This window comes from Neisseria yangbaofengii, assembly GCF_014898075.1.
GTDB lineage: Bacteria > Pseudomonadota > Gammaproteobacteria > Burkholderiales > Neisseriaceae > Neisseria > Neisseria yangbaofengii.
Map to the genome: position 1 here is coordinate 993,375 of NZ_CP062976.1, position 18,187 is coordinate 1,011,561.

The following is an 18,187-nucleotide window of genomic DNA, read 5'->3' on the forward strand; positions in this document are numbered from 1 at the left end:
TGAATGTTTGCCTAAGTTCAAGGCCGTCTGAAAGATTTTGTTTCAGACGGCCTTTTGTTCAACTGCGTCTTTTTTGAAAAAAATCCTGCAATGCATTGCGGCATTCATCGGCCAATACGCCGCCCAAAACGGCGGTGTGTTTGTTTAAGAAACTATTCTCAAACAAATTCAACACGCTGCCCGCCGCGCCGGTTTTCGGTTCGGCAGCGCCGAAAACCACCCGTTTCACCCGTGCTTGAATCAGGGCGGAAGCGCACATGGCGCAGGGTTCGAGCGTGACGTAGACATCGCAGCCGTCGAGGCGGTAATTGCCCAATGCCGCTCCTGCTTGCGCCAGCGCACGGATTTCAGCGTGGTGGCTGATGTTGTGGTCGTGCACGCAAGTGTTGTGGGCGGCGGCGATGATTTGGCCATTTTCTACCACCACCGCACCGACGGGAATTTCGCCCATTTGGGCAGACTGTCCGGCTTGTTGTAAAGCTGCCTGCATAAAGTTTCTCATTTCGGACGGCGCGGGGAACACGGTCACGGGCGGGTGCTGCTTGATTTGTTCGCTTAATGCGGCTTTTTGCGTATCGCTTAAATCGGTAGCGGCAACGCCCAGCAGCAGGGCTTCGAGTTGCCATAAGGTGCTCCGGGTGATGGTGTAGCCGGCGGCCTTGAGCAGTAAAAACGTTTTGGACGAACCGGTTGCACGCAAATCTGCCATGGTCGTGATGCCCAAGCGATTGAGCGCAGCTAAGGTTTTCGGGGCGATGGGCGGGGTGCTTAATTTCATTTCAGACGGCCTGTCGGTCAAAATGATGACGCACCAAATTCAAGGCCGTCTGAACATAATCGTCTTCACCATAAGGATCAAGCGCGTGGGCGAATGGGATTTTGCGCAGCCAAGTAAGCTGGCGCTTGGCCAGTTGCCTTGTGGCGATGATGCCTTTTTCGATAAAGGTATCGTAATCGGTCAAGCCGTCGAGATAATCCCATGCTTGGCGGTAGCCGACACAGCGCATGGCGGTGGAATCGGGCATCAGTTCAGGGTAGCGGTTTTTGAGTATTTGCATTTCGTCTAAAAACCCCCTCGCCAACATCTGCTCGAAGCGTTTGCCGATTTGCGCGTGCAATAAGGCGCGGTTTTCGGGAATCAGCGCGATGGCGTACAAATCCAGCGGCGGCGTGCGGGCTGATTGTTCAGTAAAATGTCGGCTCAAGGGTTTGCCGGTAAGCATAAACACTTCCAAAGCGCGTTCGATGCGTTGGCTGTCGTTGGCTTTCAGACGGCCTGCGGTTTCGGGATCGATTTCCTGCAAATGCCGGTACAGATGCGCCAAACCGTGCGTAGCTTTATCGGCTTGGAGCTGAGTGCGGACGGCGGCATCGGCTTCGGGTAAATCGTTCAAACCTTCGGTCAGTGCGTGGAAATACATCATGGTGCCGCCGACAATCAAGGGCAGCTTGCCGCGCGCATGAATCTCGTTGACCAAGCGCACACAATCAGCGACAAATTCCGCCGCGCTGTAACTTTCCAGCGGCGAAATGATGTCAATCAAATGATGCGGCACGGCGGCGCGTTCTTCGGCGGTGGGCTTGGCGGTGCCGATGTCCATGTCACGGTACACCAGCGCCGAATCCAAGCTGATGATTTCCACCGGAAGGCTTTCGGCGATTTTGAGTGAGAGGTCGGTTTTGCCGCCGGCAGTCGGGCCGAGAATGGCAAAAGCTTTGGGCGTGTTCATAAAACGATTCAAATAATAAGGAACGGTAAATTATAACAAAAAGGCCGTCTGAACGTTTTGAAGTTTCAGACGGCCTTGGAATATTGAATCTTACAACGCCTCGGTAATCTCACCGAACACGTCAAAATAAGCCGGGAAGGTTTTATGCGTACATTTCGGGTCGTTGATGATGACCGGCACGCCCAGCAGCGACACCAGCGAGAAACACATGGCGATGCGGTGGTCGTCGTAGGTATCGATAGCGGCATCGGCATTTAATTGCGCCGGCGGCGTGATGTGGATGGCTTCGGCTTCCTCCGTCACTTTTGCGCCGAGTTTGCGCAATTCGTTGGCCATCGCGGCGATGCGGTCGGTTTCTTTGACGCGCCATGAGCCGATGTTGCGCAGGGTGCAAGGTTTGCCGCTGGCTAAGGCGATTACGGCCAAGGTCATGGCCGCATCGGGGATATGGTTGGCATCCAAATCAAAGGCTTCGACCGCTTGATTTTCCGCGCGCGAGATTTCGATAAAATTATCGCCCCACACTACATCGGCGCCGATTTTTTCCAGTTCGCGCGCAAAAGCCACGTCGCCCTGAATGCTGTTCAAACCAATGCCGGTGACGCGAATCGGTGTGCCCGAAATCAAGCCTGCGCCTAGGAAATAAGATGCGCTTGAGGCATCCCCTTCAACGTGCAGCACGTCCGGAGCACGGTAGCGGGCATTGGCGGGAATTTTGAACGAGCGGTAATCGTTGTGTTCAACGCGGATACCGAATTGCGCCATCAGTTTTAAGGTGATGTCGATGTAGGGCTTGGAAATCAGTTCTCCGACCATGTGGATTTCAAACGCTTCGCCGGTAAGCGGCAGCGCCATCAACAGGGCGGTCAAAAATTGGCTGGATACGTTGCCTTTAATCGGAATCGCGCGTGTGCCGTTGTCGCTGAAGGCGTTGATTTGCAGCGGCGGATAATGCTCGTTGCTCAGATATTGAATGTCGGCACCGGCAATGCGCAGTGCATCAACCAAATCGCCAATCGGGCGTTCGTGCATACGCGGCACGCCGTGTAAATGATAATTGCCGCCCGATACGGCCAAAGCTGCGGTCAAAGGGCGAAATGCGGTGCCGGCGTTGCCCAAAAACAAATCGGCTTCAAGGTTGGGGAATGTGCCGCCCGTGCCGTGTACTTTCAGACGGCCTGCTTCCAAGAATTCAATTTTCACGCCCAGTTTATCTAAGGCTTCGAGCATACGGTCGGTATCGTCGGACTTGAGCAGTGAGCGGATTTCGCAAACGTTGTCAGACAATGCGGCCAACAGTAAAGTACGGTTGCTGATGCTTTTTGAGCCGGGCAGAGCAACGGTGGATGGTTTGAGGCGGGAGGCGGGTAAGCGGATGGATTCGGTCATGATGTTGGGAATGAACAGAGTAGGCTAACAGAATAAACGCATTATACACAGTTCGCCTTGATTACGGATAAGCAGTATTCAAGCCTGATGTTGATTTTCGCTATTTTAACGAAGATATAGTGAATCCACTATAAATGAATTTTCATACGGACTTGTGTTGGAAAATAGATAAATCGCGCATAAAAATGGCGCAACTTAGATAAATAAAAATATAAATGATTGAATATGGACAGGTTGAAAAAAGGCCGTCTGAAAGATATTGCTTTCAGACGGCCTATCATAGCGAATCCGCTATATTTATATTGCGTTTAGCTCACTTTGGCCAAGGCATCGGCGAACGAAGCAACCGTGCGGTCGACGTTTTGCAGTTTATCCAAGCCGAATAAGCCTAAGCGGAAGGTTTGGAAATCACTGCGCTCACCCACTTGCAGCGGTACGCCCGATGCGATTTGCAAGCCTTGTGCGATAAAGGCTTTGCCGTTTTGGATGTCGGGATTGTCAGTGTAGGCCACCACGACGCCCGGCGCTTCGAAGCCTTCGGCGGCTACGCTCGGGTAGCCGCGTTCGGCCAACAAGCGGCGGATTTTGTGACCCAACTCGGTTTGTCGGTCGCGCAGGGTTTCAAAACCGATGGTTTCGGCTTCGCGGATAACTTCGCTTAAGCGGAACAAACCGTCGGTTGGCATGGTAGCGTGATAAGCGTGGCCGCCGTTTTCAAAGGCTTCCATGATTTGCAGCCATTTTTTCAAATCCACGGCAAAGCTGTCGGACCGGGTTTCTTGCGCTTTTTGGTAAGCGGCTTCGTTCAACATTACCAAACCGGCGCAAGGCGAACCGCTCCAGCCTTTTTGCGGCGCGGAAATCAATACGTCGATGCCCAGTTTTTCCATATCCAGCCAAATGCAGCCCGATGCAATGCAATCAATCACCAGCAAGCCGCCGATTTCGTGTGTGGCTTCGGCCAAGCGGGCAATGTAGTCGTCAGGCAGGATAATGCCGGAGGCGGTTTCAACATGCGGCGCAAACACCACGGCCGGACGGTATTCGGCGATTTCGGCGCATACTTCATCAACGGGCGCAGGCGCAAAAGGTGCTTGGTATTCATCGGCTTGGCGGGCGGTCAAGACTTTGGTGTCGCCGGTAATGCGGCCTTGCTCGATGATTTGCGTCCAACGGTAGCTGAAAAAACCGTTGCGCACAATCAGGCATTTTTGATCGCGGGCAAACTGGCGTGCCACGGCTTCCATGCCGGTGGTGCCGCTGCCGGGAATCACGGCAACATGCCGGGCGTGATAAACAGATTTTAAGGTGGCGGAAATATAGCGTAAGGCCGTCTGAAATTTTTGCGACATGTGGTTTAGGGCGCGGTCGGTGTAAACCACGGAATATTCCAGCAGGCCGTCTGAATCGGTTTCGGGGCGGGGCAATGGGGCAGGCATAGCGTTTCTCCTTGCGTTGTAGTCGGATGTTGTGCGGAAATCATATCATTTAAAAAAGGTAAATAAAAGGTGACTTTGTGGCCTAAATTAAGTCAGGCCGTCTGAATTTGATTTTCAGACGGCCTTTAAAAAATAACAAAGAGGAATGTAAAGAATTTTGATTGGTTTTGAATATTTTAACTTATTGGGATATATATTTTTTTTAATAAATTATCAGTAAAAATGATGGAAATTATCAAAAAAGAAAATTAGCCAAACCGCATGCTTGCGTTTTTAATGGCATCAATGACAAGTACTTGCCGATAGTCAGGCGAGGTTTCGGGTTAACAATTTGCGTGTATCGCAAACTTAAGCGGTATGGCTTGAAGACGGCCATACCGTTCTTTTTCTGTTTTTGAAATGGGCCGTCCGAATTATTCAGACGGCCTCTTTTAATTCGGCTTAATCTGCCAAATTTCTTTTACGCTTTGCTTCAAAAGCTGCAAATCGGGATTGTCTTCGTATTCGCCGGCGTAAATAAAATGCATCGGCATGGTTTGCCGGTATTCTTCCAATACCGACAGCGGGCGGCCGTCACGGATGGCGGCATCGGCCTTGTTGCTCGGTACCATTGCCACGCCTATGCCGTTAATCACCAAATCCAAAATGGCTTGCGGGTAATCGCACAAGATTTGCCGCTTGGGGGATAAGCGGTTGGCGCGCCAGAATTGTTGCAGATGCTTGCTGCTGCCGGATACGCCCGACATTTCGATCCAGGTGTAGTTTTCCAGGCTTTTCGGATTGGCGCGGATGGCGGCTTCTTCGCCTTGCGGGCAAATCAGCGAGTAAGACAGATTTTGCAGAAACAGGCTGCAAATGCCGCGTTGGTTGATGTTGCCCAAGAAAAAACCGCCGTGTAGCGTTTTATTTTGAATGCGCGAGAGAATCTCGCCGCTCATGCCGTATTGAATATGCAGGCGGGTATTGGGGGCGTTTTGGTTGATGAGGGCGGTCAGGTTGGCGAGCTTGGTGGAATCAATCGGGTGGATAATGCCCAATTGGGTTTCTTCGGTGAAATCTTGCGCCAGTGTTTTGGCGAATTGTTCGAGCTTGTGTTTGTGTTGCAGCAAGGCTTCGGCTTCGGGTAGGAATACTTCGCCCGCGCGGGTAAGCGTCATGCCGTTGCTGGTGCGGTTGAAAAGCGGGGTGCCCAAGTCGTTTTCAATGGCTTTGATTTGGGCGGAAACGGCAGGTTGTGAGAGAAGAAGACGTTCGGCCGCTTGGGTCAGGTTGCCTTGATGCGCGACGGTCACAAAGGATTTTAATTGGTTGATGTCCATTTTTCCGGTTTTGTTTTGTTTTCTTATTAATCGGTTTTTAACATAATTTTGCCTTTTCTGAAAGTCAAAACAGGCTATTAAACCAATGCGTTCAGTAAACATTATCAATAAATCGGATAGCAGCTATCAGAAAATAAGATTTGTTTCCTTGTTCAGACGGCCTTTTAACAGGCGGCGGTTTGCTGTTGGAGGAGAATTATAGTGAATCCACTTTAAAATAGTACGGCGTTGGTTCGCCCAGCCGTATTATCTATACTGTTTTCGGCTGGCCGCCTTGTCCTATTTTAAAGTGAATCCACTATAAATACGCAGGCGGCATATTGGCGTTGGCTTGATGAATCAATCGGGCCGGCGGCATCAGCGATGCGGTTGAAGGCAGTGCAGTCGGCCGGTTCGCCGGACAATGCTCCTTCGCGCGCGTCTTCAAACGGTGTGGCTTTATTGTCGATTTCGCCGATGTCGCGAAGCAGCATTTTTACGGCACGGTTAATATCAACTTCGGGCAGGGCGAAACGCTGCATGGTCAAATAAAGCGATTTGCCAACTGTGGCGTGGTATCTCCGATAGAGCAAGGCCGTCTGAAAATGCTTTCAGACGGCCTTTAATTGGCTTTAGTTAAGCGACTTGGGTTTGGTGTTCGTCGCCGTTGCGCCCGCGGATTCCGCCCAGGCGGTAAACGGTTTCACCTTGTTCGCGCAAGAATGCGGCCACTGCTTCGGCGTCTTCTTTGGCGACAATCACGACCATGCCGATGCCGCAGTTGAAGGTGCGGTACATCTCCTGCGTTTCAACGTTGCCTGCCTGTTGCAGCCATTGGAAGAGTTTCGGCAATGTCCATGAAGCGGCATCGATTTGGGCGACGGTGTTTTGCGGCAAAACGCGCGGTACGTTTTCGGTAATGCCGCCGCCGGTGATGTGCGCCATGCCTTTGATGGTGAATTGTTGCAAGGCGGCTAAAATCGGTTTCACATACAGACGGGTCGGGGCGATGATGGCTTCGCGCAGGGTTCTGCCGTTGTCGAATTCGGCATCTAAATCGGGATTGTCGCGCTCGATGATTTTGCGGATCAGGGAATAGCCGTTGGAATGTGCGCCGTTGGAAGCCAAGCCCAACACGACATCGCCTTCGGCAATGCTGCGGCCGTTAATCACACGGTCTTTTTCAACCACGCCGACGGCAAAACCGGCCAAATCGTATTCGCCTTCGGGATACATGCCCGGCATTTCGGCGGTTTCGCCGCCAATCAGGGCGCAACCGGATTCTTCGCAACCTTGGGCAATGCCTTTAATCACGTCGGTGGCTCGGGCGACATCGAGTTTGCCGCAGGCGAAATAGTCTAAGAAAAACAGCGGCTCTGCACCTTGAACGAGAATGTCGTTTACGCTCATCGCTACCAAATCGATACCGACGGTATCGTGTTTGTCCCAATCAAACGCCAGTTTCAGTTTGGTGCCGACACCGTCGGTGCCGCTGACCAAAACCGGGTTTTGGTATTTTTTGCCGATTTCGACCAATGCGCCGAAACCGCCCAAGTCGCCCAACACTTCAGGACGCATGGTTCGTTTGGCAAAGGGTTTGATGTTTTCAACCAGTTGGTCGCCTGCATCGATATCGACGCCTGCATCTCGGTAGCTTAATGAAGTGCTCATGCGGGTAATTCCTTGTGTAAGGTATGGGACGAAATAATTGCGCGCTATTTTACCTTATTTTGCGCAATTTGGCGTGGCTATGTCGGCAAAATTTTGCTGATTTTGTAAACAATCGCCAAGCGGCTTTCGTGCGGCGCATTTCTTTATTCTACATTCAGACGGCCTCTGTTATACTTTAGCCCGTCTGGATGTTTATGAACGGTTTAACCCATGTATCAAAAGAAACCGCGCGGCTATAAGCCGTGGATTATCATGACCGTGGTTTTGGTCTTGCTGGTATGGTTGCTTTATGCGCTCGGTAATATTCTCACGCCGTTTATTGTGGCGGCGGTGTTGGCTTATGTGCTCAATCCGATGGTGGAATGGTTGCAGCGCAAGCGTTTCAAGCGCGGCATCGCTTCGATGATTGTGATGATTTCCGCGTTGGCAGTGTTGCTGGCCTTGCTGCTGATTATTATTCCGATGTTAATCGGTCAGTTTAACAATTTAATCGGGCGCTTGCCGCAGATAGTCGATTTTATGCAAAACACACTCTTGCCGTGGGCGGAACGTGTCGGCGGCGGTTTTATCGACTTTGACACGGAATCGTTGATTGCTTGGGTACAATCGAACACAGGCGAATTGAGCAACACGCTCAAATCGGTGATGCCGACTTTAATGAAACAAAGCAGTAATGTGGTAATCGGCTTGACCAATTTAATGCTGCTGCCGTTTTTGTTGTATTACTTCCTGCTTGATTGGAAACGTTGGTCTTACGGTATCAGCGCCTTAGTGCCGCGCCGATTTATCGACAGCTACACGCGCATTACCAATAATATGGATCGCGTGCTTGGGGAGTTTTTGCGCGGCCAGCTGATGGTGATGCTGATTATGAGCTTGGTATACGGCATTGGCTTGATGTTGGTCGGTTTGGATTCAGGATTTGCCATCGGTATGATTGCCGGTATTTTGGTGTTTGTGCCTTATTTGGGTGCGTTTACCGGTCTGTTGTTGGCAACGATTGCGGCGGTGCTGCAGTTTGGCTCGTGGCCGGGATTGTTGATGGTGTGGGGCGTGTTTGCAGTGGGGCAATTCTTAGAGAGTTTCTTTATTACTCCGCAAATCGTCGGCGATCGCATTGGTTTGTCACCATTTTGGGTGATTTTTTCACTGATGGCATTCGGCCAGTTGATGGGTTTTGTCGGCATGTTAATCGGCTTGCCTTTGGCCGCGATTACGCTGGTGTTGGTGCGTGAAGGCGTGATCAATTATTTCGACAGCCATTTTTATAAACATAAATAAACACGTGTTAATCAGGCCGTCTGAAAGCGATTTTCCAGACGGCCTTTTATTGCATTTTTTACCGATAACCGTTAAGCTGAACCCGCCTGATATTCAACGGAGAACATTATGCTGGCAGTAATCGGCGGAAGCGGCTTCACCAAGCTGCCCCAATTGAGCATTACCGATCGCCGAATTGTGCGCACGCCTTATGGTTTGACCAGCAGCCCTTTGCTGTTTGGCAAGCTCGGCAGCCAAGACATTATGTTTTTGGCACGACACGGTTTCGGCCACACCATCGCCCCGCATGAAATCAACTACCGCGCCAACATTTGGGCATTGCATTCCATTGGCGCGCAAGACATTATTTCCGTGGCTTCCGTGATCAGCATTAATGAAGCCTTGGAAAGCGGCAGCTTGGTGATGCCGCATGATTTGATTGACTACACCCACGGCCGTGGGGCGACCTTTTTTGAAGGGCAGGAAAAACCGGTCGTCCACACCGATTTCACCTCGCCTTATACCCAAAGCCTGCAGGCAAAATTAATTGTCCATGCGCAAGCCCATGATACGCCGGTTTACCGCAAAGCCGTATATGGTTGTTTACAAGGCCCGCGCTGGCCGACCCGTGCCGAAATCAACCGCTACCGCCAAGACGGTGTTGATGTTTTGGGCATGACCGGTATGCCCGAGGCTATTTTGGCACGTGAATTAGACATGAACTACGTGCATTTTTGCGGCATCATCGGCATGAGTTGCATTGGAGAAGGCGCGAACCAAGACGGCTGCGTGATTGATTCGCACCAATCCATTGAAAAAATCCGCCGGTTATTGGTTGATTTGTAAATCAGTTTCAGGCTGTCCGAAAATTTATCATTGATTCAATCCGCAGGCCGTCCGAATGTTTCAGACGGCCTGCTTTAAGTAAAAGAAAGCGACACATGACCGAATCTACTTTAGCCACCGTAACCATCGGTTTAGTATCTGCCAGCGACCGCGCCAGTAGCGGCGTGTATGCGGACGAGGGCATTCCTGCATTGAAAGACTGGCTGGAAAATGCGGTGGAAAATCCGATTCATTTTGTCGAAGCCCTGATTCCCGACGAGCAAAACGAAATCGAAAAGGCCTTGAAAACCATGGCCGATGAGCAGCAATGTGATGTCGTGTTCACCACCGGCGGCACCGGCCCCGCACCGCGCGATGTCACGCCCGAAGCCACGTTAAATGTAGTCGAAAAAGAAATGCCGGGCTTCGGAGAACAAATGCGCCAAATCAGTCTGTATTATGTGCCGACTGCCATTTTATCGCGCCAAACCGCCGGCATTCGCGGAAAAACCTTAATCGTCAATCTTCCCGGCCGCCCCAAAGCCATCGCCGAAACACTCGGCGGTGTGCGCGGCGAGAATGGCGAGGTTAAGGTGCACGGCTTATTCAGCGCGATTCCGTATTGCGTCGACTTAATCGGCGGCGCATTTATCGAAACCGATGAAACGGTGAGCAAAGCTTTCCGTCCTAAGCAGAAATAATGAAAAAGCACATCAAAGGCCGTCCGAAAGCGATTCAGACGGCCTTTGATTTGAATCAAACGACATGTATGATTTCTATATTGGATAAGAATATTTATTTGCAGCGGACAGTTGATAAAATTTGATTATGATTTAAATTCTATTTTCACCAAATCAATTGGATAAATGTGATTTCATTATCAACGCCGCATGATTGGCAAACGGCCGTCTGAAACGGTCGGCAATATTGCAATGAAAACCTACCGGCAGCCTCTAGGCATGGGTTATGAGTTGCAGTATGATGTTTGGCGGTGTAAAAGAATTTTAAAAATTTTCCTGTTAAGTCAGGCTGTTTGGCATTTTACCTTGAATATTTTACCTTAATCGGAGCAGACATTATGTTGACTCAAACCCAGCAGGTCGATTTGACCCTTCGGCACTTAAAAGAGCGTGTATTGACGATTTACACGCCCGAGCAGCGTGCAAGCATTGAGCGTTCGGAAGATTGGCAAAAATTCAGCGAGCGTTTGCAAACGCATTTTCCGAGATTGATGTATGAGTTGGATAGTGTTTATGGCAACAATGAAGCCGTTCTGCCGATGCTGGAGCAATTGTTTGCCCAAGCATGGCAAAGCTATTCGCAACGCGCCAAACCACTGAAACAAACCGATGCGGCACGTGAAGCCGATCCTGATTGGATTTTGTCGAATAAGCAAGTTGGCGGCGTGTGTTATGTCGATTTGTTCGCCGGAGATTTGCAGGGTTTGAAAGCAAAAATCCCTTATTTCAAAGAATTGGGGCTGACTTATCTGCACTTGATGCCACTGTTTAAATGTCCGGAAGGCAAGAGCGACGGTGGCTATGCCGTGAGCAGCTACCGCGATGTCAATCCTGCTTTGGGCACAATTGACGATTTGCGCAGTGTGATTGCGGCCTTACATGAAGCCGGTATTTCTGCTGTGGTGGATTTCATTTTCAACCATACCTCAAACGAGCATCATTGGGCGGTAGAATGCGCGGCCGGTAATCCTTTGTATGACAATTTCTACTATATTTTCCCCGACCGCCGGATGCCCGACCAATACGACCGCACTTTGCGCGAAATCTTCCCTGATCAGCATCCGGGCGGTTTCTCGCAATTGGAAGACGGGCGTTGGGTATGGACGACCTTTAATTCCTTCCAATGGGATTTGAACTACAGCAATCCTTGGGTGTTCAACGCCATGGCAGGGGAGATGATGTTCTTGGCCAATTTGGGCGTGGATATTCTGCGCATGGACGCGGTGGCCTTCATTTGGAAACAGATAGGCACCCCCTGCGAAAGCCTGCCGCAAGCGCATGCCTTGATTCGTGCGTTTAATGCTGTGATGCGCATCGCCGCGCCGGGTGTGTTCTTCAAATCCGAAGCCATCGTCCACCCTGATGAAGTAGTGCAATACATCGGGCAAAACGAATGTCAAATCGGCTACAACCCATTGCAAATGGCCTTGTTGTGGAACACCTTGGCCACGCGTGAAGTGAACTTGCTGCATCATGCATTGACCTATCGCCACAATCTGCCGGAACACACTGCCTGGGTGAACTATGTACGCAGCCATGACGACATCGGTTGGACATTTGCCGACGAAGATGCCGGCCAATTCGGTATTCACGGCTATGACCACCGCCAATTCCTCAACCGTTTCTTTGTCAATCATTACGACGGCAGCTTTGCCCGTGGCGAGCCGTTCCAATACAACCCGACCACCGGCGATTGCCGCGTAAGCGGTACGGCGGCGGCTTTAGTCGGTTTGGCGCAAAACGATCCGTTTGCTGTTGACCGTTTGAAACTGCTCTACAGCATCGTGATGAGTACCGGCGGCTTACCGTTGATTTATCTGGGTGATGAAGTCGGTACCTTAAACGATACCGGTTGGGCGCATGATGAAAACAAACGCGACGACAGCCGTTGGGCGCACCGTCCGCGTTACAACGAAGAATTGTATAACCGGCGCCACGACGAATCGACCGCCGCGGGTCAAATCTACCAAGGTTTGCGCCACATGATTGAGATTCGCCAAAACAATCCGCGTTTTGACGGTGGCCGTTTGGTGACATTCTACACCCATAATAAACACGTTATCGGCTACATCCGCAACAATGCGCTTTTGGTCTTTGCCAACTTCAGCGAATTCCCTCAAACCATTACTGCGCACGCGTTGCAGGCAATGCCGTTCCAAGCTGAAGATTTAATCGGCGGCGAAACCGTGAAATTGAACCAAGACTTGGAATTGCGTCCGTATCAAGTGATGTGGTTGGAAATCGCATAGTGCTTTAAATTTGCTTGAAGCTATTTGAAGGCCGTCTGAAAACTTGTTTTTCAGACGGCCTTTTTATATGGTTTTCAGGTAAAATACCGCCTTTGCGCTTAGCCATCTCGATATAGGGTTCTCATGATTGAATTAAAAAACCTGACCTTACAACGCGGCTTGAAAGTGTTGCTGGATAAAGCCGGTGTTACCATCAACCCCAATCAGCGCGTGGGCTTGATCGGTAAAAACGGTACGGGTAAATCGAGTCTGTTTGCGTTGATTAAAGGCGAAATCAGTCAGGAGGGCGGCGATATTCTGATTCCGCGCACATGGAAGCTGGCTGCCGTGGCGCAGGAAACACCGGCTTTGGAAACATCGGCGCTGGATTATGTGTTGCAGGGCGATACGGAACTGCAAATGTTTCAGACGGCCTTAAGCCAAGCCGAAGTTCAAAACGACGGCATGAAGCAGGCCGAGTATCATGCCAAGTTGGAAGAAATTGATGCCTACGCCGCACCGGCCCGCGCAGCCAAATTATTGAGCGGCTTGGGTTTTTCGCAAGAAGAATACGCCAAGCCGGTGAAAGCGTTTTCCGGCGGTTGGCGGATGCGCCTCAATTTGGCGCAAGCCTTGATGCGCCGTGCCGATTTGCTGCTGCTTGACGAGCCGACCAACCACTTGGATTTGGAAACTGTGTTGTGGCTGGAAAACCATTTGGCCAATCTGCCGTGTACGCAAATCATCATTTCGCACGACCGCGATTTTCTCAATGCTACCACCACGCAAACGATTGAACTATCAAATCAAAAATTAACCCAATACGGCGGCAATTACGATTTTTACCAAAACGAGCGCGCCCGGCGTTTGGTGCAGCAGCAAGCTGCGTATGTGAAGCAGCAGACACAAATCAAGCATTTGCAGTCGTTTATCGACCGCTTCAAAGCCAAAGCCACCAAAGCGACGCAGGCGCAAAGCCGCATGAAAGCCTTGGCAAAATTGGAACGCATCGCGCCTGCACATTTAGACAGCGGGTTTTCGTTTGAATTTGAAAGCCCGGTGCATTTGCCTAATCCTTTGTTGAAATTGGATAAAGCGGATTTGGGTTATGGCGGCAACGTCATGCTGCATGATTTGAGTTTATCACTGGAAAGCGGGGCGCGCTATGGTTTGCTGGGTGTCAACGGCAGCGGTAAATCGACGTTTATCAAGGCATTGGCAGGCGAACTGGATTTGCTTTCCGGCCGGATTGTGCGCTCGGAAAAACTCAATATCGGCTATTTTGCGCAACATCAGCTGGATACGTTGCGTAACGACCAAAGCCCGATTTGGCATATTCAGCAGCTTTCGCCGGAAGTACGCGAGCAGGAAATCCGCAATTTTTTGGGCGGTTTCAACTTTGTCGGCGACATGGCTTTGCAGAAAATCGAGCCGTTTTCCGGCGGCGAGAAAGCGCGTTTGGCTTTGGCGGTGATTGTGTGGCAAAAGCCGAATCTGCTTTTGCTTGACGAGCCGACCAACCATTTGGATTTGGACATGCGCCACGCATTGACTTTGGCTTTGCAGAGTTTCCAAGGTGCATTGATTGTGGTGTCGCATGACCGCAGTTTGCTCGAAGCCGCGACTGACGGTTTCTTATTAATTGACAAAGGCTGTCTGAATCCGTTTGACGGCGATTTGAATGATTACCGCCAATGGCGTTTGGCGCAGGAAAATGCTGCTGCCGCACCGGCCGCATCCGCGCAATCGCAAAACCGTAAAGACACCAAGCGCATTGAAGCGCAAATCCGTCAGGAAAAAGCCAAGCGTGGCAAGCCGGTTCGGCAGAAAATCGACAAAGCGGAAAAAGAAATTGCCAAGCTGACTGAAATTCAGACGGCCTGTGAAGCATTTTTGGCACAAGAAGCTGCGTATTCCGATGAAAACAAAGCCAAATTGCAGGAAACGCTCACGCAATTGGCTGAAACTAAAGTAAAATTAAACGAATTGGAAGAAAATTGGCTGCTTTGGCAGGAAGAGTTGGAAGAGATTTTGACTCAGATTGAGGCCGAGTTTGCATGAATTGCTCCATCTTAAATAATAAAAAGGCCGTCTGAAAAATCATAGCAAGATTTTTTGAAATAAATCGTTTAGATGATTTTTACCGCCGGCCGGCCAAACGCACATTGTCCCACTCACTTTAAATCGTCACCATGCCGTCTGAAAAGCATGGCTTGGTGTTTCAGAATGAACATGAAATACTTTGCTTTAAACACATTTGCCGCCGTTATCGCGTTTTCAAGCTTCGCAGCAGAAGCCGGTAAAATCTATACCTGCGAAATCAACGGCACGGTCGTCTATACATCGCACCGGTCGGGCGGCTGCCATGCGCCTGATTTGCCGCCGATTGGCCGATACAGCAGCGCGCGTTACGATGCGCCTGAAATGGCGGCTACACCTGAACCCCAACGGAAGGCGGCTAAAGCTGCCAATAATACCAAGCGTGATCCAAGTAAAACAGTGGGCGCCAAAGAGAAAACACCGGTGGCGCCGATTCGTCCGACCACGCCATCTGTTGCCTCGCCCGCGTCTAAGCCTGCTGCCGGCAACAGCCGCCGTGCCATTTTGGAAACCGAATTGAGCAACGAGCGTAGGGCGTTGTCCGAAGCACAAAAATCTTTAGCACAAGCGCGCGCAGTGAAGGGCGGTATCATCGACCGTCAGCAAATTAAAGATCTGGAAGGATCGGTACTCGACCGTCAACAAAACATTCAAGCCCTACAACGCGAATTGGGGCGCATGTAAGGTTGGGTTGGGCCGTCTAATGATTTAATATGGATCAATGAATGCAGCATTATAGGAGCGAAATAATGCAGAAGCCATTTTTCAGACAAACAGTTTTGCTCCTGTTGCTGATATTCATTGTTCAAACGGTGTCATTTTTGCCCGTTCGGTGTAATAAGCATCGGGATATTGTTCGACATCCTGAAACAGTGCTTCTTTTGTGATTTTTAGGGGTTTTCTGTCTTTGGGATAGCCTTTGGGGATTGGATTCTTTTTCCATGAGCGGGTTTGGCTAAGGCGAGGTTGCGGAAGCCTGCTGAATAGGTCATGAAGGAGATTGTGATTTATATTGAGTGGGTTGACGATAGCGGCGCAGGCGGTGCAGGCGCCGTCTTTGTATTGGCTGGGTTTGAGTGTGTGGAAAGATTGGGCGAGCTGTCAGGCGGCTTCGGGCGATAAATTGCCCATGCGGTAAACAAATTTTCCATGTTGATTTTCTTCTGAATTTTGTTCTTTGGAATAGCCTGATGCTTGCGGCAACGGCTAATCGGCATATTATCGTTGCTTTTCGATTAATCAATTATTTTTGTAGTCGGATATTTATGATTTTGACGAAATTAAGCCGTCCGAACACAAAAAAGCAGGATTCTTTTGCTGAAGAATCCTGCTGATAATTTCTTTTAAGCTAAAAGGTTCAGTGTGGTTTATGTTCGCTGTTGTCTTTACCGTTGGTATTGCCATTGCTTGGTATCTGCACCGGATACACCAATTGCAGCGGATTGGTCTTGACTTGTGTCCACACGTTTTTGATCAGGTTCGGCATGCTGCTGATTTCGGTGCCGCGTGAGCGTAGGGCGACGTATAAAGCCAAAACAAAGCTGACAATCAGGTTTACCGTGCCGATGGCTAACACGCCAATCATGCCGTAGATGAACGCGGCCGCGCCGATATTACCGCTCACCGCTGCATAGCCCAAGTTGGCCGAAGAGAAAGCGACATGGCGGATGTCGAGCGGCAGGTTAAAGAGGTGGCCGAAAAAGCCGGTCATGCCCAATAACATACCGAAAATAAAATTGCCCATCAGCGAGCCGTAATGATTATGCATGTATTCGGCAAAGTGTTTGCGCAAGGCGGCAGGCATGATTTTGCGTAAAAACGGATTCACAGTCAGGCGGTTGCGCAAATCGAGATAGTCGGAACGGTTGTCAAAAAAGCCGGCGATAATCCCCGAGCAAAACAGCCATACACCGGCAATGGCGGCGTACCATAGTGTCGGCCGGGTGAAGATATCAATTGATTTTAATTGATAGGCCACGCTTTGTTCGCTTAATAAAGGCTGCTGATTGCTGCTGATAAAAGCCGCCGAAATTACACCGGCCAATAAAATCGCCACCACCACATTGCCGAACACGGCCACACTTTGCGAGCGGCACACGTCAATCAACAGTTTGGCCAATTTATTGTCGACTGCGCGACCGCGTTCGTTTAAATCGACTTTTTCGGCAAAGCGCGCAGCGGTCATGGCGGGCTGCTTGGTGGCGACGGTGAAATGCAGCATATGGATAATCATAAAGCCTATGCCGTAATTCAGACCGGATAATACGGACGTAAGAAATTCGCTGTAGCCCAGTGTGCCGATGTGGATTTTATTCAGCGCCATCAGGGCGATAATCACGCCGCCGCCGGCCGCCGAGTAGAGCATACTCATGTATTCTTTGCGATCGCGTGTGATGTAGTGTTCGCCGTGGTTGCTGGTATTTTCGGTGATGCTGCGTGCCAGCATGCGGATGCTGCTGCGGCGTAATTCGCGCGTGCTGTATTGGCCGACAGCAGCATTAATCAGGTCATTCATCAACACGATGGTCAAACGCGTGCGCTGATGCGGTTGGGTTTGAATGTTGGTTAAAAGTTTCAGGCGGTCTAAGGTTTGCTGCAAACGCCCCAATAAATGCGCTACTTTGACTGATGAGCCGGAGCCTGCGCCGGTGCCGCGACGGGCTAGGTATTCTACTTGCTTGATGCATTGGTCGAACATGACTTCCAAATGTGCCGTATCGTAAGGCGTGGTTTCGATACGGTAATGCTCAATCAGCTTGGCCATTTCGCGTTGCAAGGCCACAAAAGGCGAATCGGAATGCAGCAAGCGCGGCGCAATGCGCACCAGTTCCGGCTCGATGGCTTCGGATGCGATCCAAAGCGAAAGCATTTCCATCGAGCGCAGCAATGAATCGGTCAGCTTGCGTTGCACGCTTTGCAGCAAGGCCGGATCGGCGTGCTCTTCAATCAGCTCGTATAAAGCCAGCCATTGGCGCAGACTGAGGGTTTGCAGCCATTTTTCATCATTTTGGGTATGAAAAAGATAGAGAAAAACTTCTAATAAGTTACTGAAATCTTTGAAAGACGGACTGAATCGCTCGTAAATTCGGCTGCTGATTTCGCGGATAAAGCTGTCGCGGGAAAATAGGCCTAGTTTGATGAGCGCAGGGTAAACGTGTACTTTTTCCAACCAAATGTAAAAGCGTTGGCTGAATTTGCGGGCTAAATCCGGATTGTTTTTCAGCGTGGCAATGATTAAATCAAAACGCTGTGATGCTTGTTTTCTACCGCCGCTGCGCAAAAATTTGATGATTGCGTTGAGAATCAACACAAATTCTTTGCTTTCGAGCGCTTCGTTAAGCTGTGTGTGCAGGTTTTGGGTAGTGAATTTTTTCATTGGGTGCTTTCCATAAAAATATGGGCTTAATGAATATTGCTTGAGATGGATAACACAAGACTTTGATTTTTTATGTATAGTAAGATTTTTCGCGCGGATGGGCACACGCGTGATGCCGATTATAACCATAT

General features: G+C 50.2%; 15 protein-coding genes. 7 read left to right on the top strand and 8 right to left on the bottom strand.

The window, feature by feature from the left end:
* Window positions 1–58: 58 nt before the first annotated feature.
* The 7 genes from tadA to purM form a co-directional block, all read right to left on the bottom strand.
* Complete coding sequence (gene tadA / locus H4O27_RS04770) at window positions 59–778, bottom strand: tRNA adenosine(34) deaminase TadA (RefSeq protein ID WP_165007915.1); 720 nt, start codon at window positions 776–778, stop codon at window positions 59–61.
* A gap of 1 nt (window position 779) precedes the next feature.
* On the bottom strand, window positions 780–1,730 hold the full coding sequence (gene miaA, locus H4O27_RS04775) for a tRNA (adenosine(37)-N6)-dimethylallyltransferase MiaA (RefSeq protein ID WP_165007917.1): 951 nt from the start codon (window positions 1,728–1,730) through the stop codon (window positions 780–782).
* 90 nt (window positions 1,731–1,820) lie between these two features.
* The gene (gene aroA / locus H4O27_RS04780; RefSeq protein WP_165007919.1) at window positions 1,821–3,119 is read right to left on the bottom strand and encodes a 3-phosphoshikimate 1-carboxyvinyltransferase; all 1,299 of its coding nucleotides are present in this window, start codon (window positions 3,117–3,119) and stop codon (window positions 1,821–1,823) included.
* A gap of 308 nt (window positions 3,120–3,427) precedes the next feature.
* Entirely contained in the window at window positions 3,428–4,558 is a 1,131-nt protein-coding gene (locus H4O27_RS04785; protein WP_165007921.1) for an aminotransferase class V-fold PLP-dependent enzyme, read from the bottom strand.
* Window positions 4,559–4,989: 431 nt separating this feature from the next.
* A complete protein-coding gene (locus H4O27_RS04790; protein ID WP_165007923.1) occupies window positions 4,990–5,877 on the bottom strand; it encodes a LysR family transcriptional regulator in 888 nt (295 codons plus the stop codon).
* A gap of 284 nt (window positions 5,878–6,161) precedes the next feature.
* Window positions 6,162–6,449, bottom strand: coding sequence for a hypothetical protein (locus H4O27_RS04795; RefSeq protein ID WP_165007925.1), 288 nt, complete (start codon window positions 6,447–6,449; stop codon window positions 6,162–6,164).
* Between the two features lie 43 nt (window positions 6,450–6,492).
* A complete protein-coding gene (gene purM, locus H4O27_RS04800; protein ID WP_165007927.1) occupies window positions 6,493–7,527 on the bottom strand; it encodes a phosphoribosylformylglycinamidine cyclo-ligase in 1,035 nt (344 codons plus the stop codon).
* Between the two features lie 210 nt (window positions 7,528–7,737).
* On the opposite strand from purM, the gene H4O27_RS04805 reads away from it, so the two are divergent.
* The 7 genes from H4O27_RS04805 (at window position 7,738) to H4O27_RS13340 (ending at window position 15,818) form a co-directional block, all read left to right on the top strand.
* Window positions 7,738–8,808, top strand: a complete 1,071-nt coding sequence (locus H4O27_RS04805; protein WP_165007929.1) for an AI-2E family transporter — start codon at window positions 7,738–7,740, stop codon at window positions 8,806–8,808.
* Between the two features lie 108 nt (window positions 8,809–8,916).
* Window positions 8,917–9,633, top strand: a complete 717-nt coding sequence (locus tag H4O27_RS04810; RefSeq protein WP_165007931.1) for an S-methyl-5'-thioinosine phosphorylase — start codon at window positions 8,917–8,919, stop codon at window positions 9,631–9,633.
* A 95-nt stretch (window positions 9,634–9,728) separates the two neighbouring features.
* A complete protein-coding gene (gene mog / locus H4O27_RS04815; RefSeq protein ID WP_165007933.1) occupies window positions 9,729–10,313 on the top strand; it encodes a molybdopterin adenylyltransferase in 585 nt (194 codons plus the stop codon).
* A gap of 377 nt (window positions 10,314–10,690) precedes the next feature.
* Window positions 10,691–12,601 carry an alpha-amylase family protein gene (locus H4O27_RS04820; protein ID WP_165007935.1) on the top strand — a complete coding sequence of 637 codons (1,911 nt, stop codon included), beginning with the start codon at window positions 10,691–10,693 and terminating at the stop codon, window positions 12,599–12,601.
* A gap of 123 nt (window positions 12,602–12,724) precedes the next feature.
* Window positions 12,725–14,641, top strand: coding sequence for an ATP-binding cassette domain-containing protein (locus tag H4O27_RS04825; RefSeq protein WP_165007937.1), 1,917 nt, complete (start codon window positions 12,725–12,727; stop codon window positions 14,639–14,641).
* A gap of 171 nt (window positions 14,642–14,812) precedes the next feature.
* Window positions 14,813–15,364, top strand: a complete 552-nt coding sequence (locus H4O27_RS04830; protein ID WP_165007939.1) for a hypothetical protein — start codon at window positions 14,813–14,815, stop codon at window positions 15,362–15,364.
* 328 nt (window positions 15,365–15,692) lie between these two features.
* A complete protein-coding gene (locus tag H4O27_RS13340; protein WP_255464536.1) occupies window positions 15,693–15,818 on the top strand; it encodes a hypothetical protein in 126 nt (41 codons plus the stop codon).
* A 219-nt stretch (window positions 15,819–16,037) separates the two neighbouring features.
* Here the strand turns inward: H4O27_RS13340 and H4O27_RS04835 are convergent, their stop codons facing one another.
* Complete coding sequence (locus tag H4O27_RS04835; protein WP_165007941.1) at window positions 16,038–18,056, bottom strand: site-specific recombinase; 2,019 nt, start codon at window positions 18,054–18,056, stop codon at window positions 16,038–16,040.
* Window positions 18,057–18,187 lie beyond the last annotated feature (131 nt).

Excerpts from the sequence above, each read along its gene's own strand:
- H4O27_RS04785 (WP_165007921.1), bottom strand. The coding sequence starts at position 4,558 with ATGCCTGCCCCATTGCCCCGCCCCGAAACCGATTCAGACGGCCTGCTG.
- H4O27_RS04805 (WP_165007929.1), top strand. The coding sequence starts at position 7,738 with ATGTATCAAAAGAAACCGCGCGGCTATAAGCCGTGGATTATCATGACC.
- H4O27_RS04790 (WP_165007923.1), bottom strand. The coding sequence starts at position 5,877 with ATGGACATCAACCAATTAAAATCCTTTGTGACCGTCGCGCATCAAGGC.
- H4O27_RS04820 (WP_165007935.1), top strand. The coding sequence starts at position 10,691 with ATGTTGACTCAAACCCAGCAGGTCGATTTGACCCTTCGGCACTTAAAA.
- tadA (WP_165007915.1), bottom strand. The coding sequence starts at position 778 with ATGAAATTAAGCACCCCGCCCATCGCCCCGAAAACCTTAGCTGCGCTC.
- H4O27_RS04835 (WP_165007941.1), bottom strand. The coding sequence starts at position 18,056 with ATGAAAAAATTCACTACCCAAAACCTGCACACACAGCTTAACGAAGCG.
- aroA (WP_165007919.1), bottom strand. The coding sequence starts at position 3,119 with ATGACCGAATCCATCCGCTTACCCGCCTCCCGCCTCAAACCATCCACC.
- purM (WP_165007927.1), bottom strand. The coding sequence starts at position 7,527 with ATGAGCACTTCATTAAGCTACCGAGATGCAGGCGTCGATATCGATGCA.
- mog (WP_165007933.1), top strand. The coding sequence starts at position 9,729 with ATGACCGAATCTACTTTAGCCACCGTAACCATCGGTTTAGTATCTGCC.
- miaA (WP_165007917.1), bottom strand. The coding sequence starts at position 1,730 with ATGAACACGCCCAAAGCTTTTGCCATTCTCGGCCCGACTGCCGGCGGC.
- H4O27_RS04830 (WP_165007939.1), top strand. The coding sequence starts at position 14,813 with ATGAAATACTTTGCTTTAAACACATTTGCCGCCGTTATCGCGTTTTCA.
- H4O27_RS04810 (WP_165007931.1), top strand. The coding sequence starts at position 8,917 with ATGCTGGCAGTAATCGGCGGAAGCGGCTTCACCAAGCTGCCCCAATTG.
- H4O27_RS04825 (WP_165007937.1), top strand. The coding sequence starts at position 12,725 with ATGATTGAATTAAAAAACCTGACCTTACAACGCGGCTTGAAAGTGTTG.